Genomic DNA, 19,411 nt, shown 5'->3' on the forward strand with positions numbered 1-19,411 from the left:
GCTAGGCCCCCTTCGGGTGCGGGCTGACGATCAGGGTCGAGTGGTGGTCGAGGATCCCGCCGTTCCCGCTGACCAGGATCACGTCGTTGGCCGGCGCCTGCCGCTCGCCGCCGTCCCCGCGCGCCTGGATCACCGCCTCCGACAGCGGCGTCATGCCCCACATGTAGTAGGCGGAGAGCTGGCCTCCGCCGGTGTTGGTGGGCAGCGTCCCGCCGGGGCCGAGCGCGCCGGACGCGGCGAACGCGCCGCCCTCGCCCTTGGCGCAGAACCCGTAGTCCTCCAGCGACACGAGGACGGTGTAGGTGTAGCAGTCGTACAGCTCGCAGACGTCCACGTCGGAGACGGTGATCCCGGCCATCTTCATCGCCGCCGCGCCGGACGCCGCCGCGCCCGTCGCCAGGCCGAACTCGCTGCCGCGCTCCCTGCGGTGCCCCGGATGGCCCTGCCCCCACCCCCACAGGTGGACGGGCGGGCGCACCAGGCCACGGGCCCGGTCCGCGCTCGTCACGACCACCGCGATCGCGCCGTTGGAGACGAGGCAGCAGTCCAGCAGGTGCAGCGGCTCGGACACCCAGCGGGAGTTCTGGTGGTCCTCGACCGTGATCGGGTCCCGCATCTGCGCGCGCGGGTTCCCGGCCGCCCACGCGCGGGTCGACACGGCGATCGCGCCGAGCTGCTCGCTGGTGGTGCCGTACCGCGACATGTGCCGCTGCGCCGCCAGTGCGTAGAACGAGTTGACGCTGCGCAGCCCGAGCGCCGCCGTCATCCCCCCGAACCCGTACCACTCGCGGGCGTCGCGGTTGTAGGCCGACCCGGCGGACCGCTCGGGGCTCAGCGGCGCGTCCGCGAACACGCACGCCACCGCCGTCGCCGACCCGCTCAGCACCGCCGTCGCCGCGTAGGACACCATCGCCCCGGCGGTCGCGCCGAACGCGTTGACCTGTGCCAGCAGCCGAAGGTCGCGCAGTCCCAGCGTCTCGGCCAGCTCGATGCCGGGGGAGCCGCCGGTGCCGTGGCTGACGAGCAGGCCGTCCAGGTCGCCGGGGGACAGGCCCGCGTCGGCGGCGGCGAGCCGCACCGCGTCCGCGGCGAGCCGCCGCGGGCTCCGCCCGTACACCCGGCCGAGCTCGGTCATCCCGAGCCCGGCGATCGCAGCGCCGTCCATCGCCTCGCTCTCCTCACGCCCGCCCCTCACCGTACCGAACGAGGTTCGGTACGTTCCAGGGGGCCCGGGGACGAGGCCGCCCGCGTCCCCGGGGCGACGGGAACGCGGGCGACGGGCGAGGACGCGACGGGACGCGCCGGGGACGCGCGGCGGCTCAGGTCGCGAGGACCGCCTGCAGGAAGTCCCGGGTGCGCTGCTCGGACGGCTCGCCGAAGATCTGCTCCGGGGGACCCTCCTCGACGATCTGCCCCTGGTCGAACATGAGGACCCGGTCCGAGATGTCCTTGGCGAAGGTCATCTCGTGGGTGACGCACAGCAGCGTGATGTCGCTCTGCCGGGCGATGTCGCGCAGCAGGTCCTGGACGCCGACGACGAGCTCCGGGTCGAGCGCGGAGGTGACCTCGTCCAGCAGGAGCACCCGCGGCTGCATGGCGAGCGCCCGCGCGATCGCCACCCGCTGCTGCTGGCCGCCCGACAGCTGGGTCGGGTGCGCGTTCTCCTTGTCGGCGAGGCCGACCATGTCCAGCAGGCCGCGGGCGCGCTCGACGGCCTCGTCCCTGGACAGGCCCAGGACGCGCACCGGCCCCTCGGTCAGGTTGCGCAGCACGTTCATGTTCGGGAACAGGTTGAACTGCTGGAACACCATGCCGACCTGCTTGCGCATCTCGTGCAGGTGCTTCTGCCCGGCCGGGACCCGCTTGCCGCCGCGCTCCATGTGCCAGAGCGTCTCGTCGCCGATCCAGATCAGGCCGTCGTCGAGCTTCTCCAGCGTCATCAGCAGCCGTAGGATCGTGGTCTTGCCGGACCCGCTCGGCCCGATGAGCGTCACGCGCTCGCCCGGCGCCACGGAGAAGTCGAGCTCGCGGAGCACCACGTTGTGGCCGAACCGCTTGACCACCTTCTCGAAGCGGATGCCCGGCGCCTCGCCGCGCGGCAGCGCGGCCTCCGGCGCGCCCCCCTTCTCCGTGGAGACGCCCGCGGCGTCCGCGGGGGCCTTGGGTGCGTCTTCGGCGGCGGGATCAGTGTTTTCCGAGGGGGGGCGACCCCCCACGCCCCCCGGACTGCCTGCGGCGGGATCAATTGGTGGCATAACGCCTCTCCAGGCGGCGGACGAGTATCGAGGATATGACGCTGACCACGACGAACAACAGCCCGACCATGGTGATCGGCTCCAGGAACTGCAGGGACTTCGCCCCCACCTGGTAGGCGGAGAACAGCAGCTCCGCGACGTTGATCGCCAGCAGCATCGGCGAGTCCTTGAACATCGCGATCAGGTAGTTGCCGAGCGTCGGGATCACCCGGCGGATCGCCTGCGGCAGGACCACGTCCAGCCACACCCGCGACCGCGGCAGGTTCAGCGCGGTGCACGCCTCCCACTGCCCCTTCGGGACGTCGGCGATCCCCGCCCGGTACACCTCGGCGGTATAGGTCGAGTAGTGGACGCCGAGCGTGATGATCCCGGCCGTCAGCGACCCGATCGTGATGCCCCACGCGGGCAGGACGAAGAAGACGAAGTACAGCTGCGGGATCAGCGGCGTCGACCGGATGAACTCGGTGATCCAGCGGATCGCCTGGTTGAACACCCGGCTCGGGGAGCGGCGCAGCAGCGTCCACACCAGCCCGAGCACCAGGGCGATCACGTAGCCGGCCAGGGTCGCGATGACGGTGTAGCGCAGGCCGTCCAGCAGGTCGGGGAGGATGTCCCCGGAGTACTGCCAGTCCCAGTCCATCAGCCGCTCACCCCCGTGCCGGGCGCGCCCGCGGCGATCGTGCCGAGCGACGGCTCACTCGGCAGCCGGCGGCCGAGCATGCGGTCCACCCGCCGCTCGGCGTACCGGACGGCGAGCTGCAGCACCTGCGCGATGACGAAGTAGAGGACGAGCACCACCGTGAACGCCGCGACGGTCTGGCCCGTGCTGCCCTGGATGTTCTTCGAGACGCGGGTCAGGTCGACCAGGCCGACCAGGGACACGATGGCCGTGCCCTTCATCAGTTCGATGATCAGGTTCCCGAACGGGGGGAGCATCAGCGCGAAGCCCTGCGGCAGCAGGACCCGGCGCATCCGCTGGTACGGCGTGAAGTTCAGCGCGACGGTCGCCTCGTACTGCGCTCTCGGGACCGCCTTGATCGACCCGCGGACGACCTCCGCGCCGTAGGCGCCGATGTTCAGGCCGAGCGCGAGGACCGCCGCGAACATGGTGGAGAACCGGAGCCCGATCAGGGGCAGCGCGTAGAAGAACCAGAACAGCAGCACGAGCGTCGCGTTGCCGCGGAAGAACTCCACGTACACCCGGTTCAGGCCGCGCACCCAGGCGCGGCGCGAGGTGCCCGCCAGGCCGAAGACCAGGGCGAGGACCAGGGCCAGCGCGCCCCCGAGCAGGGTGAGCCTGAACGTGAGCCACGCGCCGTCCAGCCACTGGTTGTAGCCGTCGAGGACGTCACCCACGGGTCAGCCCTGGCAGAACTTGGCGGCCGTGTCGCCGGCGGTGGGCATCTCCGCCTGGGTGAAGCCGAACGGCTGCAGGATGGGCAGCAGTTTGTTCTGCTGCTTGAGCTTGTCGAGTTCGCCGTTCCAGGCGTTCAGCAGGTCCGCGTCGGCCTTGCGGAAGGCGAACGCGCCCGCGCCGAACTGCTCCTTGCCGTCGATGACCGGGACGAAAGGCTCGGTGACCTCGAATCCCTGCCCCTCGTGCTTGGACAGCAGGTCGGCGAGCGAGATGCGGGTCAGCCAGATGCAGTCGATGCGCCCGGCCTTGAGCCCCTCGAATGCGCTCGGCTGGTCGGCGAACGTCTTGATGTTGCTCTTCTTGACCCCGGACTTCTCGGCGTATCCGGCCTCGACGGCGCCGGTCATGACGCCGACCCGCGCGCCGGTCTTCGCCGGGTCCCCGGCGGCCTTCAGGCCCTTCGGGTTTCCCTGCTTCACCATGAAGGCGCTCTTGGCAACGTATTCGGGATTGGCGAACGCCGCCGACGCGCAGCGTTCCGGCGTGATGAACATCCCGGCGGCGATCGTGTCGAAGCGGCGGGCGTTGAGCCCGGCGATCAGGCCGCCGAAGTCGACCTGGACGCCCTTCACGTCGTCGATTCCGAGCTGTTTGAAGACGGCCCTGGCCAGCTCGGGCGCCTCGCCGGTGAGCTTCCCGGACTTGTCGGTGTAGCCGTAGGGCGCCTCGTTGGCGAAGCCGACCGTGATCGACCCCGCGTCCTTGGCCTTCTGCAGCGTGCCCCCGCCCTTCTTCTCCTCCTCCGGGTCCGTCGTGGAGCAGCCCGCCGCGGCCAGCGGCACCGCGGCGGACAGCAGCACGGCGGTGCGGAGGAAGTCGCGTCTCGAAGAGGTCATCATCGAACTCCTGGATGGTGTGACCGCGCGCCTGTGAAAGACCACTGCGGGTCCTTCACAGGCGCGGGGTCGAGGTGTCGGGTTTATCGAATCGTTGTGTTCATTCAGCCGCCCGCGACGCCATTCGAGGAGGGCCGGGCCCTCTCGTCTCCCGTAGCGGCTCCGGCGCCGACGGGGGTGAAGTCGCGGGCGCCGATGAACTCCGGACGCGGCGCGGGCGCCGAGAACGGCTCGACGCATGTGTTCTCGACGCTGTTGAACACGATGAACACGTTCGAGCGGGGGAACGGGGTGATGTTCCCATTCGAGCCGTGCATGCAGTTGCAGTCGAACATGGTGGCAGAGCCGGCCGCCCCTGTGAACAGCTCGATACCGTGTTTCTCAGCCAGAATCGACAGGCTGTTCGGGTCCGGCGTGCCGATCTCCTGGCCGCGCAGGGACTCCTTGTAGTGGTCGTCCGGGGTCTCTCCGACGCAGGCGACGAAGGTCTTGTGCGAGCCAGGCATGATCATTAGCCCGCCATTGTGCACGAAATTCTCGGTGAGCGCGATGGATATGCTCACCGCGCGCATCCGAGGCATGCCGTCCTCCGCGTGCCAGGTCTCGAAATCCGAGTGCCAGTAGAAGTCCTTGCCAGTGAACCCTGGCTTGTAGTTGACCCGGCTCTGGTGGACGTAAACCTCCGAACCCAGGATTTGCCGGGCACGTCCGACGACTCGGGGATCGCGGACGAGTCCGGCGAACAGCTCACTGATCTTGTGGATCTCGAAGATCGACCGGACCTCGTCCGAGCCGCGCTCGGTGACCGTCCGCTCGTCCGCGAGCACCCGCGGGTCGGCGGACAGCCTGCGCAGCTCGGCGCGGTAGTCCTCGACCTCCTCCGGGGCGAGCAACTGGTCGACGCCGAGGAATCCGTTGGCCTCGAACGAGTCGAGGGTCGCGGCGTCGACCGGGCCGTCCCCCGGCCCGCCGTACACCACCGGGTCCTGCCGGTACAGGAGCGCCGCCTCGGAAGCCTTCCGGGTGGGATAGGCGTCGTCGATCGTCGGATGCGACTCGATGATGCTCATGCGTCCTCCTCGGTCAGCAGGGGGTAAACGCCGTTCTCGTCATGGACCTCCCGGCCGGTGCAGGGCGGGTTGAACACGCAGACGGTCCGGACGTCCGTGTGAGCGCGCAGGGTGTGGTGCTCGTGGCCGTCCAGCAGGTACATGACGCCCGGCTCGATCTTGTGCTTCTCGCCGGTCTCGTCGTTGGTCAGTTCTCCGTTGCCCTCGATGCAGTAGACGGCCTCGACGTGGTTCGCGTACCACATCCTGGTCTCGGTCCCCGCGTACAGGATCGTCTCGTGCAGTGAGAAGCCGACGCCCTCCTTGGCGAGCACGAACCGGCGGCTGCACCAGGTCGGCGCCTGCACGTCGCGCTCGGTGCCGATGATCTCGTCAAGGGAACGAACGATCATGAATCTCCTCTTTCCGGATATGCCCGAGGCCGGGCCCGCGGGGGCCCGAGGCCGGGCCCGCGCGGGGCCCGGGAGCGGCTCGGACGGTGGTCGGGGTCGCTCGGACCGGTGCCGGTCGGGGCCGGGTCAGACCGCGACGGTCTGCCGGACGGCCTCCAGCGAGTCCGCGATGATCTCCAGGCCGTGCGCCAGCTCGGACTCGGTCGTGGTGAGCGGCGGCAGCAGCTTGACGACCTCGCCCTCGGGACCGGACGTCTCCATCAGCAGCCCGCGCGAGAACGCCTCGGCGCACACCTTCGGCGCCAGCTCGGCGTCGTTCATCACGAGGCCCCACGCGAGGCCCCGGCCGCGGACGCCGTCGACGGCGCCCGCGTGCGCGAGCGCGATCTCGTCGAGCGCGGTCTCGACCTGCTGGCCCTTGGCGATCGTCTGCTTCTCCATGCCCTCGCCCGCCCAGTAGTCCTCCAGGGCGGCGACGGCGGTGACGAACGCGGGGTTGAAGCCGCGGAAGGTGCCGTTGTGCTCGCCCGGGTCCCACACGTCCAGGTGGCGCTTCATCAGCGTGATCGCGAACGGCAGCCCGTAGCCGCTGAGCGACTTGGACAGGCAGACGATGTCCGGGACGATCCCGGCCTCCTCGAAGCTGAAGAACGGCCCGGTGCGGCCGCAGCCCATCTGCACGTCGTCGACGATCAGCAGGATCTCGTGCCGGCGGCACAGGTCCTGGAGGCCGCGCAGCCACTCCGCGGTGGCGACGTTGATGCCGCCCTCGCCCTGCACGGTCTCGACGATCACGGCGGCGGGCTTGTCCAGGCCGCTGCCGCTGTCGTCCAGCATCGTCTCGAAGAGCAGGAAGTCGGGCGTGCGGCCGTCGAGGTAGTTGTCGTAGGGCATCGCGACGCCGTGCCCGAGCGGGACGCCCGCGCCGGTGCGCTTCATCGAGTTGCCGGTCACCGCGAGCGCGCCGAGCGTCATCCCGTGAAAGGCGTTGGTGAAGCTGACGACCGTCTCGCGGCCGGTGTACTTGCGGGCGAGTTTCAGCGCCGCCTCGACCGAGTGATTGCCCGCGGGTCCTGGGAACTGGACCTTGTAGTCGAACCCGCGGGGGCGCAGCACGTACTCGTTGAATCGTTCCAGGAAGTCGCGTTTCGCGGTCGTGTACATGTCGAGGCCGTGCACGACCGAGTCGCCGGCGAGATAGTCCAGCAGCCGGCGTTTCAGCTGCGGGTTGTTGTGCCCGTAGTTCAGCGTCCCGGCGCCGGCGAAGAAGTCCAGATACGTTTTCCCGTGCTCGTCGGTCATGTGGCTGCCGTGCGCCGTCGCGAACACCGTGGGCCAGCCGCGGCAGTAGCCGCGGACTTCCGATTCCATGTGGTCGAAAACGTCCATGTGCTGCCTCCAGGCAGTAGAGGTGGGAGCTTGGTGGGGGAGTGGACCTGTCAGTTCGCGCCGTCGGTTCGCGTGGCGATCGGGCCGATCCTGAAGAGCACCTCGGGCTCGTGTCCCCCATCGGGGAAGTGCTCCGCGCCGAACAGCGGGGCGCGGACGACCTCGCATCCGCGGTCCCGGGCGAACGACTCGAACATCGCGGTGGAGGCGGTGTTGTCCGGCGTGACCGTCGCCTCCATGAACCGGTGCCCGCGGGGGACGAGCCGGTCGGCGAGGCGGTCGAGCATGCGGCGGGCGAGGCCGCGGCCGCGGTGGTCGCGGTCGACCGCGACCTGCCAGACGAAGAACGTGTCGGGCCGCCCCGGGCGGACGTAGCCGGTGATGAATCCGCAGGGGACGCCGCCGTCGCGCGCCACGACGGAAGTGTCCGCGAAATCGCGGCACCAAAGGGCGTAGCTGTAAGGCGAGTTGACGTCCAGGACGGAAGAGTCCCGGGCGAGCCGCCAAAGCTCCGGGCCGTCGGCGAGGCTCGGCTCCTGGAGTCGCACGTCCGCGTTCGTCTCGTTCGAATCGTGGCGTCGGGTCGGTCTTTCCAGGGGTTGCGCTGCCATGTCCAGGCAACTTAGCGAATCGCGCGACATGATCGCTGCGGAATGTTATGGGCGGGATGTTTAGCCTGGTACGCGCTGGGTAGGGTTAAATGCTTCGCCGAATTCGGTGCAATTCTGCGATTTCCCAAGCGGCCCGCCGTACGCCTTTCCCCATGCTACGCAGGAGGTACTGCCGCATGCTCGGAGTACGCCGTCAGGACGTTTCCTGAACGCAACCTTAATGTCGTGTCAGCGCATGGGGACGGGATTTGTGTATCGGTTGTGTGAGGTAAGTCACTAAGAATTCGTGTCAACTGCGCGGGTGCGGCGGGCGTCACGTCGCGTCGCGGGAGGTCGTCCGTTCGCGGGCGTGCTGGGGCGGGTGTGGGGCAAGGCGTCGACGTGGGTTCTGGGGGGTGGATCCACTGTCGGTCAAGGGGCAGGATCGGTAACAAAAGAGCAAGGTCCGCCTTACCGAAAGGTAAGAACCACCCCGTTTCGGCTGACAACCCGGCCGGCCGGGGCGCGGCGCCGAGCCGCACCCCGACCCGATTCCGGTGCAACCGTTGCCCGCATTACGACGCAGCCGATTCAAGGCCGCCCAGGCGCCGTCCCGACGCCGCGCTCAGCGCGGTCGGATTACGGGTCAGGGCTTTCCGGCGAACCGGTCGGTCGCCTCGATCAGCCGGTGCAGGATGCCCGGCTCGCTGTAGGCGTGGCCCGCGTCGTCGACGATGTGGAAGTCGGCCTCCGGCCACGCGCGGTGCAGGTCCCAGGCCGTCGCCACCGGGGTGCACACGTCGTAGCGCCCCTGGACGATCACCGCCGGGATGTGCCGGATGCGGTCCACGTCCCGGATCAGCTGCTCGTCCTCCAGGAACCCCGCGTTGACGAAGTAGTGGTTCTCGATGCGGGCGAACGCCACCGCGTAGTCGGGCTCGCCGAAGTCGTCGGCGAGCTCCTGGTCGGGCCGCAGCGTGATCGTCGACCCCTCCCACGTCGCCCACGCCTTGGCCGCGGCGACCCGCACGTCCCGGTCGGGCGACTCCAGCCGCTCGTGGAACGCGGAGATGAGGTCCTCACGCTCGTCCTCCGGGATCGGCTCGATGTACTTCTCCCAGAGGTCAGGGAACAGTAGCGACGCGCCCTCCTGGTAGAACCAGTACAGCTCGAACGGGCGCAGCGTGAAGATGCCCCGCAGCACCAGCTCGGTCACCCGCTCCGGATGGGTCTGCGCGTAGGCCAGCGACAGCGCGCTGCCCCAGCTCCCGCCGAACACCAGCCACCGCTCGATGCCGAGGTGCTCGCGCAGCCGCTCGAGGTCGCCGACCAGGTTCCAGGTGGTGTTCGCCTCAAGCGACACTTCCGGATCCTTCGCGTGCGGCAGGCTCCGCCCGCAGTTGCGCTGGTCGAACAGGACGATCCGGTACGCCTCGGGGTCGAACTGCCGCCGGTGGGCCGGGGCGCACCCGGCGCCCGGGCCGCCGTGCAGCATCACCGCGGGCTTCCCGTCGGGGTTCCCGCAGACCTCCCAGTAGATCCGGTCGCCGTCGCCGACGTCGAGCAGCCCGGAGTCGTACGGCTCGATCGGCGGATACAGGGTGCGAAGCTCCATGGGGCGCGATTGTCGCACCCGTCCGGGGCGCGCGCGGGATGTGACCCGCGGCACCGTCCCGACCGCCGTCGGTGTCCTGAACAGGCGGTCTGCGTGCGGCGATACCGCGCCGGGGAAGAGAAGGCAAACCCCAAACTGGGCAAACGCTCCGCTGGTCGGGGCTAGAGTGCCTTCGTGAGCGAAGCGACGAGGCCCCGGGCCGGTGGCGGAGCGAACGGGACGAGCACACCGACCCCCGCGGAGGCGGCCGGGCGCCGCCGGGCGAGGAGACACGTGAGCGAGATGACGAGCCGTCGGGCGATGCGTCGGGCGAGGGACGGGGCGACCGCGACGAGCGGAGCCGTGCCGCCCGCGTGGCGCCGGGCCGTGAGGCGGGCAGAGCAGTGAGCGAGCTGAACGGATCGGGCGCCCGCGGCGTCCCCGACGGCGCGGCGCCCTGGCCCGCCATGGGGCGCGACCCGGGCCGCGCGCCCGAGTCCCCGGTGCCCGCGGCGCAGCTGCCGATCCAGATGGCCAAGCCGGGACAGCACGGCCAGCCGGGCCAACCCGGCCAGCCGGCCCAGTCCACCCGGCCGGAGCTGGAGCAGGGCGAGGCCCAGCCGTGGGACATCGTCGAGCGCCTCCGCCAGATGGCCGACCTCATCGGCGACGCCCTCGCCGCCGGCGAGCGCAAGGTCAACGAGGCTCAGAGCGAGGTCGCGACGCAGGTCGCGGCCGTCCAGCAGGAGAAGGAGTCGGCGCAGCGCGACGCCGCCGCCGCCTGGGGCGAGGTGCAGCGCGCCCGCGGCCAGGCCGAGCAGGCCGAGCGCCGGGTCGTCGAGGCCGAGCGCCGCGTCGGCGAGGCGCAGAACGAGGCCGCCTCGCAGGTCGCGGCCGTCCAGCAGGAGAAGGAGTCGGCGCAGCGCGACGCCGCCGCCGCGTGGGCCGAGGTGCAGCGCGCCCGCGGCCAGGCCGAGCAGGCCGAGCGCCGCGCGGTCGAGGCCGAGCGGCAGTTCGCCGACGCCGACCGCCGCGCCGCCGAGGTCCAGAAGGAGGCGGTCGCCCAGATCGCCGCCCTGCAGACCGAGAAGGAGAACGCGCAGCGCGACGCCGCCGCCGCGTGGAACCAGGCCCAGCAGGGCCGCGTCCAGGCCGACCAGGCGCGGGCCCAGGCCGATCAGGCGCGCGCGCAGGTCGAGCAGATCCAGGCCCAGGTCGAGGCGGCGGAGCGGCGCGTCGCCGAGGCGGAGGCGACGGTCCGGCAGGCGATCCAGCAGCGGGACGCGATGAGCGAGGCTCGCGACGACGCCCTGCGCGCCGTCGAGGACGCCGTGGGCGGCCGCCGGTCCGCCGAGGCCGAGCGCGACCGCGTCGCCGAGCAGGCCGCGGAGCTGTCCCGGGGGCTGGAGGCCGCGCACGCCGAGCTGTCCGCGCTGCGCGCCAAGGTCACCGACGCCGAGATGACGGCGCAGAACCTCCAGCACGCCGTGGTCGCGGCGGGCAAGGAGGCCGACGAGTCCCGCCGCCGCGCCGAGGTCTCCGAGCGCCGCGCGCAGGAGAACGAGCGCCGCGCCCAGGACGCCGACCGCCGCGCGCAGGACGCCGACCGGCGCGCCCAGGACGCGGAGCGCCGCGCCCAGGACGCCGCCAAGCGGACCGAGACCGCCGAAGCGGAGCGCGACCAGTCCCTCGGCACCGCCTCGCAGGCGCTGGAGGCGGCGAAGAAGGCCGAGCGCGAGCGCGACGGCAACGCCAAGGCGCGGGAGGCCGCCGAGCGGTCGCGGGAGGCCGCCGTCCAGGCCCAGGCGCGCGCCGAGTCGGAGCTGACCCTGGCCCGCGGCCGCGCAGACCAGGCGGGCCGCGAACGCGACAAGACCGTCGCCGCGATGCGGCAGATGGCCGCCGAGCGCGACGCCGTCGCCGAGAAGCTCGCCGAGCGCGACCAGTGGGTCGACCAGCTGGCGCAGGCCGTCACCGAGCAGCGCGCGCAGATAGCCGAGCTGTCCCAGGAGCGCGACGCCGCCCGCAACGCGGCCGACCAGGCCCGGTCGCTGATCGACGAGCTGACGCGCCAACTCCGCACGATCATGCCCGCGGGGTCCAACGCGCTGCCCTCCTCCTTCGGGCCCTGATCCGGGGCCCCGAGGGGCCCTTCACCGCCGGGCGGCGCGCGTCTCCGGCGGTAGGGGCCCTGGTGGGGGACGCTCGGTAAACGAACCGGTGGTCACGGCTGTTATCCTGGTGGCCCGTGGACAGTGAGACTCGTCCGCCTCGCAACGACCACGGGAGTGCCTTCTTGCCTTCGGCAGCCACTGGTAGACCACGTCCTACCAAGCATCTGTTCGTCACCGGCGGTGTCGCGTCCAGCCTCGGCAAGGGGCTGACGGCGTCGAGCCTGGGACGGCTTCTCACCCTCCGCGGCCTCCGGGTCACCATGCAGAAGCTCGACCCCTACCTGAACGTCGACCCCGGGACGATGAACCCGTTCCAGCACGGCGAGGTGTTCGTCACCGACGACGGCGCCGAGACCGACCTGGACATCGGCCACTACGAGCGGTTCCTCGACACCGAGCTGCACGGGTCGGCGAACGTCACGACCGGCCAGGTCTACTCCAACGTGATCGCCAAGGAGCGGCGCGGGGAGTACCTCGGCGACACCGTGCAGGTCATCCCGCACATCACCAACGAGATCAAGGACCGCATCCGCGGCATGGCGGACGACACCGAGGTCGACGTCGTCATCACCGAGGTCGGCGGGACGGTCGGCGACATCGAGTCGCTGCCGTTCCTGGAGTCGGTCCGCCAGATCCGGCACGAGATCGGCCGCGACAACTGCTTCTTCCTGCACGTGTCGCTGCTGCCGTACATCGTCCCGTCCGGGGAGCTGAAGACCAAGCCGACGCAGCACTCGGTCGCGGCGCTGCGCTCCATCGGCATCCAGCCCGACGCGATCGTGTGCCGGTCGGACCGGCCGATCACCGACGGGCTCAAGCACAAGATCAGCCTGATGTGCGACGTGGACCGCGAGGCCGTCGTCTCGGCGGTCGACGCCGCGAGCATCTACGACATCCCGAAGGTGCTGCACTCCGAGGGCCTGGACGCCTACGTCGTGCGCCGCCTCGGCCTGCCGTTCCGCGACGTCGACTGGGGCGCCTGGGACGAGCTGCTCCGGCGCGTCCACAAGCCGGCGCGCGAGGTCACGATCGCGCTGGTCGGCAAGTACATCGACCTGCCCGACGCCTACCTGTCGGTGACGGAGGCGCTGCGGCACGGCGGGTTCGGCAACGACGCCAAGGTCCACATCCGCTGGGTGAAGTCCGACGACTGCGAGTCGCCGGAGGGCGCCAAGCGGGAACTGGACGGCGTCGACGGCGTGCTGATCCCCGGCGGGTTCGGCGTCCGCGGCATCGAGGGGAAGGTCGGCGCGGTCCGGCACGCCCGGCAGAACCGGCTGCCGCTGCTCGGCATCTGCCTCGGCCTCCAGTGCATGGTCATCGAGGCGGCGCGGACGCTCGGCGGGCTGGACGGCGCCGACAGCGCCGAGTTCGACGCGACCGCCGCCGACCCCGTGATCGCGACGATGGCCGACCAGGTCGACGTCGTCGCCGGCGAGCGGGACATGGGCGGCACGATGCGCCTCGGCCTCTACCCCGCCGACCTGGCCGACGGCTCGGTCGTCCGGGGGCTGTACGGGGAGGCGAAGGTGTCCGAGCGGCACCGGCACCGGTACGAGGTCAACAACGCCTACCGCGACCGGCTGGAGCAGGCGGGCCTGCGGTTCTCCGGCCTGTCCCCGGACGGACGGCTGGTCGAGTACGTCGAGCTGCCCGTCGACCAGCACCCGTTCTTCGTCGGGACGCAGGCGCACCCGGAGTTCCGGTCGCGGCCGACGCGCCCGCACCCGCTGTTCACCGGGCTCGTCTCCGCGGCCCTCGACTACGCCGCCGCCCGCGCCGGCGGCGCCGACGCCGGAAACGTGACCGCGTCATGACGCCGGACGACGTCCGCGACAGTCCGGAGCGGTGGCCGGTCGCGGAGCGCACCACCGTGTACGAGGGGCGGGTGTTCGACGTCCGCACCGACCGGGTCGAGATGCCGCGCGGCGACGGCACCGAGCTCGTCGCCCGCGACGTGATCCAGCACATCGGCTCGGTCGGCGTCCTCGCCCTCGACGACCGCGACCGCGTCCTGCTGCTGCGGCAGTACCGGCACCCGGTGTCGCGGCTGCTGTGGGAGCCGCCCGCCGGGCTGCGGGACGTGACCGGCGAGCCGCTCCACAAGCTCGCCGAGCGGGAGCTGCTGGAGGAGGCCGGGTACCGCGCCGATCGCTGGGACACCCTCGTCGACGTGTACCCCTCGCCGGGGATGGCGGACGAGCGCGTCCGGATCTTCCTCGCCCGCGGCCTCGCCGAGGTGCCCGCCGACGAGATCGACTTCGAGCGCGTCCACGAGGAGGCCGACATGCCGATCGTGTGGGTGCCGCTGGACGACGCGGTCCGCAAGGTCCTGGCGGGCGAGGTGCACAACATGATCGCCTGCGTGGGCGTCCTCGCCGTGCGGGCGGCCCGCGACTCCGGCTTCGCCGACCTGCGCCCGGTGGACGCCCCCGAGGACTGACCGCCCCGGCGCCCGGCCCGCGCGGACGCCCCGACGATCGGCCGCGCCGACGCGCCGGGGCGTCGCGGGTGATGTCCCCCTCCCCGGCGGGAGGGGGCATGATGGGCGGGTCCGCATCGGCCGGGGCCGCCGCCCGGCCGGAGGCCCGACCGCCGCCGGAAGAGGTGCCGCACTGTCCCCGACCCCCCGGACCGCCGCGCCGCCGGGCGCCGCCGCCGGCTCCGCGCTCGCCTCCGTGGTCCGCGCCTACCTGGGGCACCTCGCCGTCGAACGGGGCCTCGCCGCCAACACGCTCAGCTCCTACCACCGCGACCTGCGCCGCTACGTCGAGGTCCAGGACGGCCGGGGCCGCGCGGCGGTCGCCGACATCACCGAGGACGACGTCCGCGCGTTCCTCGTCGGCCTGCGGGAGGGCGACGACGACCATCCGCCGCTGTCGGCCGGGTCGGCGGCGCGGGCGCTGGTCGCCGTCCGCGGGCTGCACCGGTTCGCGCTCCGCGAGGGCCACGCGCCCGCCGACCCCGCGCACGACGTCAAGCCGCCGACGCCGCCGCGCCGCCTGCCGAAGGCGATCTCCCTGGACGAGGTCGAGCGCCTCCTCGCAGCCGCGGCGCCGTCCGGCGACGGTCCCGGCGCCGCCCGCGGCCTGCGCGACCGCGCGCTCCTCGAACTGCTGTACGGGTCGGGCGCGCGGATCTCCGAGGCCGTCGGCCTGGACGTCGACGACCTCGACCTGCGCGACGGGTTCGCCCGCGTCGCGGGGAAGGGCGGCAAGGCCAGGGTCGTGCCGATCGGCGACTACGCCCGCGAGGCCGTGGACGCCTACCTGGTGCGGGCCCGTCCCGAACTCGCCGCGGCCGGGCGCGGCGGCCCCGCCCTGTTCCTGAACGCGCGCGGCGGGCGGCTGTCGCGGCAGGGCGCGTGGATGGTGCTGCGCGCCGCCGCCGACCGCGCGCGGCTCTCCGAGGTGTCCCCGCACACACTGCGGCACTCGTTCGCGACGCACCTGCTCGACGGCGGCGCCGACGTCCGCGTCGTGCAGGAGCTCCTCGGGCACGCCTCGGTGACCACGACGCAGGTGTACACGCTGGTCACAGTGCAGTTGCTGCGCGAGGTGTACGCGACGTCCCATCCCCGCGCGCGGAGCTGACCGGCTCGCGGCCCCGGGGTTGACCGAACCTGACAGGACCCGCCCGCCTGGGCTGACAAATCGCTACGATCGGCGCGCGTCGGCTTGAGCCATGGAAGGGACGGCCCTAGAGTCCCCGTTCTGGATGGCATTTCCGGGCCGCCGGGGAGGGATCTGGTGACCAGCACTAACGGTGGAGGAGGGGTCCTTTCCTCCGCCACCATAGAGACCGACCCGAGCCGCGCCCTCGGGCCCACTCAGCGTCCCGTTCCGGATTTCCCGGAGCCGGAGGCGCTGGCCGAGCACGGGCCCGCACGGATCGTGGCCGTCTGCAACCAGAAGGGCGGCGTCGGCAAGACCACCACGACGATCAACCTGGGCGCCGCGCTCGCCGAGTGCGGCCGCCGCGTCCTGCTCGTCGACTTCGACCCGCAGGGCGCCCTGTCGGTGGGCCTCGGCAAGGGCGACCCGCGCCAGCTCGACCTGACGATCCACAACCTGCTGCTCGAACGCGACACCGAGTGGGAGGACATCGTCATCGAGACCGGTGTCGACGGGATGGACCTGCTGCCGAGCAACATCGACCTGTCCGGCGCCGAGGTCCAGCTCGTCCACGAGGTCGGACGCGAGTACATCCTGCAGAGCGCGCTGAAGTCGGCCGTCGCGCACTACGACTACATCCTGATCGACTGCCAGCCGTCGCTCGGCCTGCTCACGATCAACGCGCTGGCCGCCGCCGAGGGCGTGCTGATCCCGCTGGAGTGCGAGTACTTCGCGATGCGCGGCGTCGCGCTGCTGATGGAGACCATCGAGAAGGTGCAGGGCCGGATCAACCCGGACCTCGTCATCGACGGCGTCCTCGGCACCATGTACGACTCGCGCACGCTGCACACCCGCGAGGTCCTCGGACGCATCGTCGAGGCGTTCGGCGAGAAGGTGTTCCACACCGTCATCAACCGCACGGTGCGGTTCCCGGACGCGACCGTCGCCGGCGAGCCGATCACGTTCTTCGACCCCAACTCGATGGGCGCGAACGCCTACCGCAGCCTCGCGCGGGAGGTGCTCGTCAGGTGGGCCGAAGTGGAGTAAGGGCGCGGTGAGCCGTCCCCCCGGGACCCCGTACGGGCCTCCGCCGCCGCCCTTCCCGCCACCGACCGCCGCACTGCCTCCGCCGCGCGGCGGAGGCGCCGGGCCGCTCGTGTTCGTGCTGATCGCGGCGGTCGTCGCCGTGCTCGTCGCGATCGGCGGGCTGGCGGCCTGGCTGCTGCGGGACGACGGCCGCGGCGGCGCCTCCGCCGCGTCGTTAGGCCCCGTCGACCTGCGCGAGCCGCTGACGTTCCGGCTCATCGCGGCGGAGAGCCGCCCGCCCTGCCAAGGCGGCGCGCTGCCCGCGCCCGACGGGTCCGCCTGCTTCACCCTCGGCGCAGACGCGCTGACCGTCCACCGCCTGGACGAGGTCCGGGCCGTCCCGCCGGACCCGGCGACCGGCCGCCTGGCCTGGAGCCTCGGGATGACGCTGACGCCCCGCGACGCCTCCGGCTTCGCCGCGCTCACCGGCAAGGCCGCGCAGGCGAGCACCGCGCGACTGCCCTCCGGGCGGATGGCGATGCTCGTCGGCGGGTCGCTCGTGTCCGAGCCCGCGCAGGTGCTCCAGCCGATCACCGGCGGCGATGTGGAGATCAACGGGCCGTCGGAGCGGTTCACCCGCGCGTACGTGGAGGGCGTCGTCCACCGCATGACGGGCCGCTGACCCCCGGCCGGTGACCGGTGGTGATCGGGCCTGGCGCGAGCACGCCGCGCCGCGTGGGACGATGTGGCCGGTGAGCACAGCGCGGGAGCCGTCCTCCGCTACCGTGAGCGACGTGGACGAGACGCCGCCCGACCCGGAGCCGGGAACGGAGCGGGAAGCCGGGGACGAGCACGGCTTCCGCGTCCACCTGGACAACTTCGAGGGCCCGTTCGACCTGCTGCTCGGCCTGATCTCCAAGCACAAGCTCGACATCACCGAGGTGTCGCTGCACAAGGTCACCGACGACTTCATCGCGCACATCCACGCCCACGGCAAGGACTGGGACCTCGACCAGGCCAGCCACTTCCTGCTCGTCGCCGCGACCCTGCTCGACCTGAAGGCGGCGCGGCTGCTGCCGTCCGGCGAGGTCGACGACGAGGACGACCTCGCCCTCCTGGAGGCCCGCGACCTGCTGTTCGCGCGGTTGCTGCAGTACCGGGCCTACAAGGAGGTCGCGCGGGTGATCGCCGCGCGGATCGCGGACGCGAGCCGCCGGTTCCCGCGGATCGTGCCGATGGAGCCGCGGTTCGCCAACGTCCTGCCGGAGGTGCTGCTCGGCCTCGGCCCGGACCAGTTCGCCCGGCTCGCCGCGAAGGCGCTCACCCCGAAGGAGCCGCCGTCGGTCTCGGTCGAGCACATCTACCAGCCGAAGGCGAGCGTCAAGGAGCAGGCGGAGATCGTGGTGGAGCGGCTGCGGCGGCTGCGCACGACGACGTTCCGCGTCCTCGCGTCCGACGCGCAGGGCACCTACGAGGTCGTCGCGCGGTTCCTGGCGCTCCTTGAGCTGTACCGCGACCGGAACGTCACGTTCGAGCAGGACCAGCCCCTCGCCGAGCTGCACGTCACCTGGACCGGCGCCGACGACGGCGACGTCGAGGTCGGCGACGACTACGACGGCGCCCCGCAGAAGGCCGATGCCGCCCAGAAGCCCGAGAAGGACGAGGGAGACGATGACTGACGACCCCGCCCCCGAGGCCGCGGACGCCCCTGCGGCCCCGGACGCCGCGGCGGTGCCGCGCCCGGCGGAGGCCGCGGACGCCGCGGAGGCGCCGGAGCCGCCGGGCCTGCGCGCCTCGATCGAGGCGATCCTGCTTGTGGTGGACGAGCCGGTCACCGAGATGACGCTCGCGCAGCTGCTGGAGCGTCCCCGCGGCGAGGTCGCGGGTACGCTGCGCGAGCTGGCCGCGGAATACACCGAGCAGGGCCGCGGGTTCGACCTCAGGGAGGTCGCCGGCGGCTGGCGGTTCTACACCCGGGACGTGTGCGCCCCGGTCGTGGAGCGGTTCGTCACCGACGGGCAGCAGGCGCGGCTCACCCAGGCCGCGCTGGAGACGCTCGCCGTCGTCGCGTACCGGCAGCCGGTGAGCCGGGCCCGCGTGTCGGCGATCCGCGGCGTCAACAGCGACGGCGTGATCCGCACCCTGACGCTGCGCGGCCTCATCGAGACCGCCGGCCAGGACCCGGAGTCCCAGGCGCACCTGTACCGCACCACCGGGTACTTTCTGGAGCGGCTCGGCCTGCGCGACCTCGACGAGCTCCCCGAGCTCGCCCCCTACCTCCCAGACGACCTGCCAGACGAGATAGTTGAGGACACGTGAGCGACAACGAAGGCGTGCGGCTGCAGAAGGTCCTGGCCGACGCCGGGATCGGCAGCCGCCGGCACTGCGAGGAACTGATCGGCGAGGGCCGCGTCACCGTCGACGGCAAGCGGGTGTTCCGCTTCGGCGAGCGAGTCGACCCCGAGCGCGCGGTCATCCACGTCGACGGCAAGCGGGTCGAGACCCGCGCGGAGACCCGCTACTACGCGATCAACAAGCCGCGCGGCGTGGTGTCCACGATGTCGGACGAGCGGGGCCGCAAGTCCCTCGCCGACTACGTGGAGGTGCCCGAGCGGCTGTTCCACGTCGGACGGCTCGACACCGACACCGAGGGGCTGATCCTCCTCACCAACGACGGAGAGCTGTCGCACCGGCTGACGCACCCGTCCTTCGGGGTGGCGAAGACGTACCTGGCGGAGATCCACGGGCCGATCCCGCGCGATCTCGGCAAGCGGCTCCGGGCGGGCGTGACGCTCGACGACGGCCCCGCCAAGGCCGACAAGTTCCGCATTTTCGACCAGGTCGGCAAGCGCATCCTGGTGGAGATCACGCTGCACGAGGGGCGCAAGCACATCGTCCGGCGGCTGCTGAAGGAGGTCGGGTTCCCCGTCCAGCAGCTCGCCCGGACCGAGTTCGGCCCGATCAAGCTGGGCAACCTGAGCCCGGGCGGGATGCGGGCGCTGACCGCCCGCGAGATCGGCGAGCTGTACAAGGCCGTCGGCCTGTAGAACGGCC

At 71.9% G+C, this 19,411-nt stretch carries 19 protein-coding genes; 9 read left to right on the plus strand and 10 right to left on the minus strand.

The features are described 5' to 3' along the window. Position 1: 1 nt before the first annotated feature. From FXF65_RS29420 to pip, 10 genes are all read right to left on the minus strand, one after another. Positions 2-1,165, minus strand: coding sequence for a thiolase family protein (locus tag FXF65_RS29420; RefSeq protein WP_148353291.1), 1,164 nt, complete (start codon positions 1,163-1,165; stop codon positions 2-4). Positions 1,166-1,319: 154 nt separating this feature from the next. Continuing rightward, entirely contained in the window at positions 1,320-2,102 is a 783-nt protein-coding gene (gene ehuA / locus FXF65_RS29425) for an ectoine/hydroxyectoine ABC transporter ATP-binding protein EhuA (protein ID WP_246199215.1), read from the minus strand. 139 nt (positions 2,103-2,241) lie between these two features. After that, the gene (gene ehuD, locus FXF65_RS29430; protein WP_187412546.1) at positions 2,242-2,895 is read right to left on the minus strand and encodes an ectoine/hydroxyectoine ABC transporter permease subunit EhuD; all 654 of its coding nucleotides are present in this window, start codon (positions 2,893-2,895) and stop codon (positions 2,242-2,244) included. Then, the gene (gene ehuC, locus FXF65_RS29435; protein WP_148353294.1) at positions 2,895-3,611 is read right to left on the minus strand and encodes an ectoine/hydroxyectoine ABC transporter permease subunit EhuC; all 717 of its coding nucleotides are present in this window, start codon (positions 3,609-3,611) and stop codon (positions 2,895-2,897) included. Before ehuC ends, ehuD begins: the two co-directional genes overlap by 1 nt. 3 nt (positions 3,612-3,614) lie before the next feature. Beyond that, the gene (gene ehuB, locus FXF65_RS29440) at positions 3,615-4,508 is read right to left on the minus strand and encodes an ectoine/hydroxyectoine ABC transporter substrate-binding protein EhuB (protein WP_148353295.1); all 894 of its coding nucleotides are present in this window, start codon (positions 4,506-4,508) and stop codon (positions 3,615-3,617) included. 104 nt (positions 4,509-4,612) lie between these two features. Then, the gene (thpD, locus tag FXF65_RS29445; RefSeq protein WP_148353296.1) at positions 4,613-5,578 is read right to left on the minus strand and encodes an ectoine hydroxylase; all 966 of its coding nucleotides are present in this window, start codon (positions 5,576-5,578) and stop codon (positions 4,613-4,615) included. Then, complete coding sequence (locus tag FXF65_RS29450; RefSeq protein ID WP_148353297.1) at positions 5,575-5,970, minus strand: ectoine synthase; 396 nt, start codon at positions 5,968-5,970, stop codon at positions 5,575-5,577. Before FXF65_RS29450 ends, thpD begins: the two co-directional genes overlap by 4 nt. A 126-nt stretch (positions 5,971-6,096) precedes the next feature. Beyond that, a complete protein-coding gene (gene ectB / locus FXF65_RS29455) occupies positions 6,097-7,359 on the minus strand; it encodes a diaminobutyrate--2-oxoglutarate transaminase (protein WP_148353298.1) in 1,263 nt (420 codons plus the stop codon). A gap of 50 nt (positions 7,360-7,409) precedes the next feature. Next, on the minus strand, positions 7,410-7,970 hold the full coding sequence (ectA, locus tag FXF65_RS29460; RefSeq protein WP_148353299.1) for a diaminobutyrate acetyltransferase: 561 nt from the start codon (positions 7,968-7,970) through the stop codon (positions 7,410-7,412). A 625-nt stretch (positions 7,971-8,595) separates the two neighbouring features. Next, a complete protein-coding gene (pip, locus tag FXF65_RS29465; RefSeq protein WP_148353300.1) occupies positions 8,596-9,564 on the minus strand; it encodes a prolyl aminopeptidase in 969 nt (322 codons plus the stop codon). A gap of 383 nt (positions 9,565-9,947) precedes the next feature. On the opposite strand from pip, the gene FXF65_RS29470 reads away from it, so the two are divergent. The 9 genes from FXF65_RS29470 to FXF65_RS29510 all read left to right on the plus strand — a co-directional run bounded on the left by FXF65_RS29470 (position 9,948) and on the right by FXF65_RS29510 (position 19,404). Beyond that, positions 9,948-11,675 (plus strand): coiled-coil domain-containing protein, encoded by a 1,728-nt coding sequence (locus tag FXF65_RS29470; protein ID WP_148353301.1) that lies wholly within the window; start codon positions 9,948-9,950, stop codon positions 11,673-11,675. 164 nt (positions 11,676-11,839) lie between these two features. Continuing rightward, positions 11,840-13,534: a CTP synthase gene (locus tag FXF65_RS29475; protein WP_148353302.1), complete on the plus strand. Its 1,695-nt coding sequence runs from the start codon at positions 11,840-11,842 to the stop codon at positions 13,532-13,534. Further along, positions 13,531-14,160, plus strand: coding sequence for an NUDIX domain-containing protein (locus FXF65_RS29480; protein ID WP_148353303.1), 630 nt, complete (start codon positions 13,531-13,533; stop codon positions 14,158-14,160). Before FXF65_RS29475 ends, FXF65_RS29480 begins: the two co-directional genes overlap by 4 nt. A 235-nt stretch (positions 14,161-14,395) precedes the next feature. Continuing rightward, complete coding sequence (locus tag FXF65_RS29485; protein WP_246199191.1) at positions 14,396-15,310, plus strand: site-specific tyrosine recombinase XerD; 915 nt, start codon at positions 14,396-14,398, stop codon at positions 15,308-15,310. 201 nt (positions 15,311-15,511) lie between these two features. Then, the gene (locus FXF65_RS29490) at positions 15,512-16,378 is read left to right on the plus strand and encodes a ParA family protein (RefSeq protein WP_148353463.1); all 867 of its coding nucleotides are present in this window, start codon (positions 15,512-15,514) and stop codon (positions 16,376-16,378) included. A 7-nt stretch (positions 16,379-16,385) separates the two neighbouring features. Beyond that, entirely contained in the window at positions 16,386-17,039 is a 654-nt protein-coding gene (locus FXF65_RS29495) for a hypothetical protein (protein WP_148353305.1), read from the plus strand. A 112-nt stretch (positions 17,040-17,151) separates the two neighbouring features. After that, positions 17,152-18,036: a segregation and condensation protein A gene (locus FXF65_RS29500; protein WP_246199216.1), complete on the plus strand. Its 885-nt coding sequence runs from the start codon at positions 17,152-17,154 to the stop codon at positions 18,034-18,036. Beyond that, complete coding sequence (gene scpB, locus FXF65_RS29505; RefSeq protein ID WP_148353306.1) at positions 18,029-18,676, plus strand: SMC-Scp complex subunit ScpB; 648 nt, start codon at positions 18,029-18,031, stop codon at positions 18,674-18,676. The genes FXF65_RS29500 and scpB overlap by 8 nt, the downstream gene beginning before the upstream one ends. After that, on the plus strand, positions 18,673-19,404 hold the full coding sequence (locus FXF65_RS29510) for a pseudouridine synthase (protein ID WP_148353307.1): 732 nt from the start codon (positions 18,673-18,675) through the stop codon (positions 19,402-19,404). The genes scpB and FXF65_RS29510 overlap by 4 nt, the downstream gene beginning before the upstream one ends. Positions 19,405-19,411 lie beyond the last annotated feature (7 nt).

The sequence above is a fragment of the Actinomadura syzygii genome (assembly GCF_008085905.1).
In the GTDB taxonomy this organism is placed as follows: Bacteria; Actinomycetota; Actinomycetes; order Streptosporangiales; family Streptosporangiaceae; genus Spirillospora; species Spirillospora syzygii.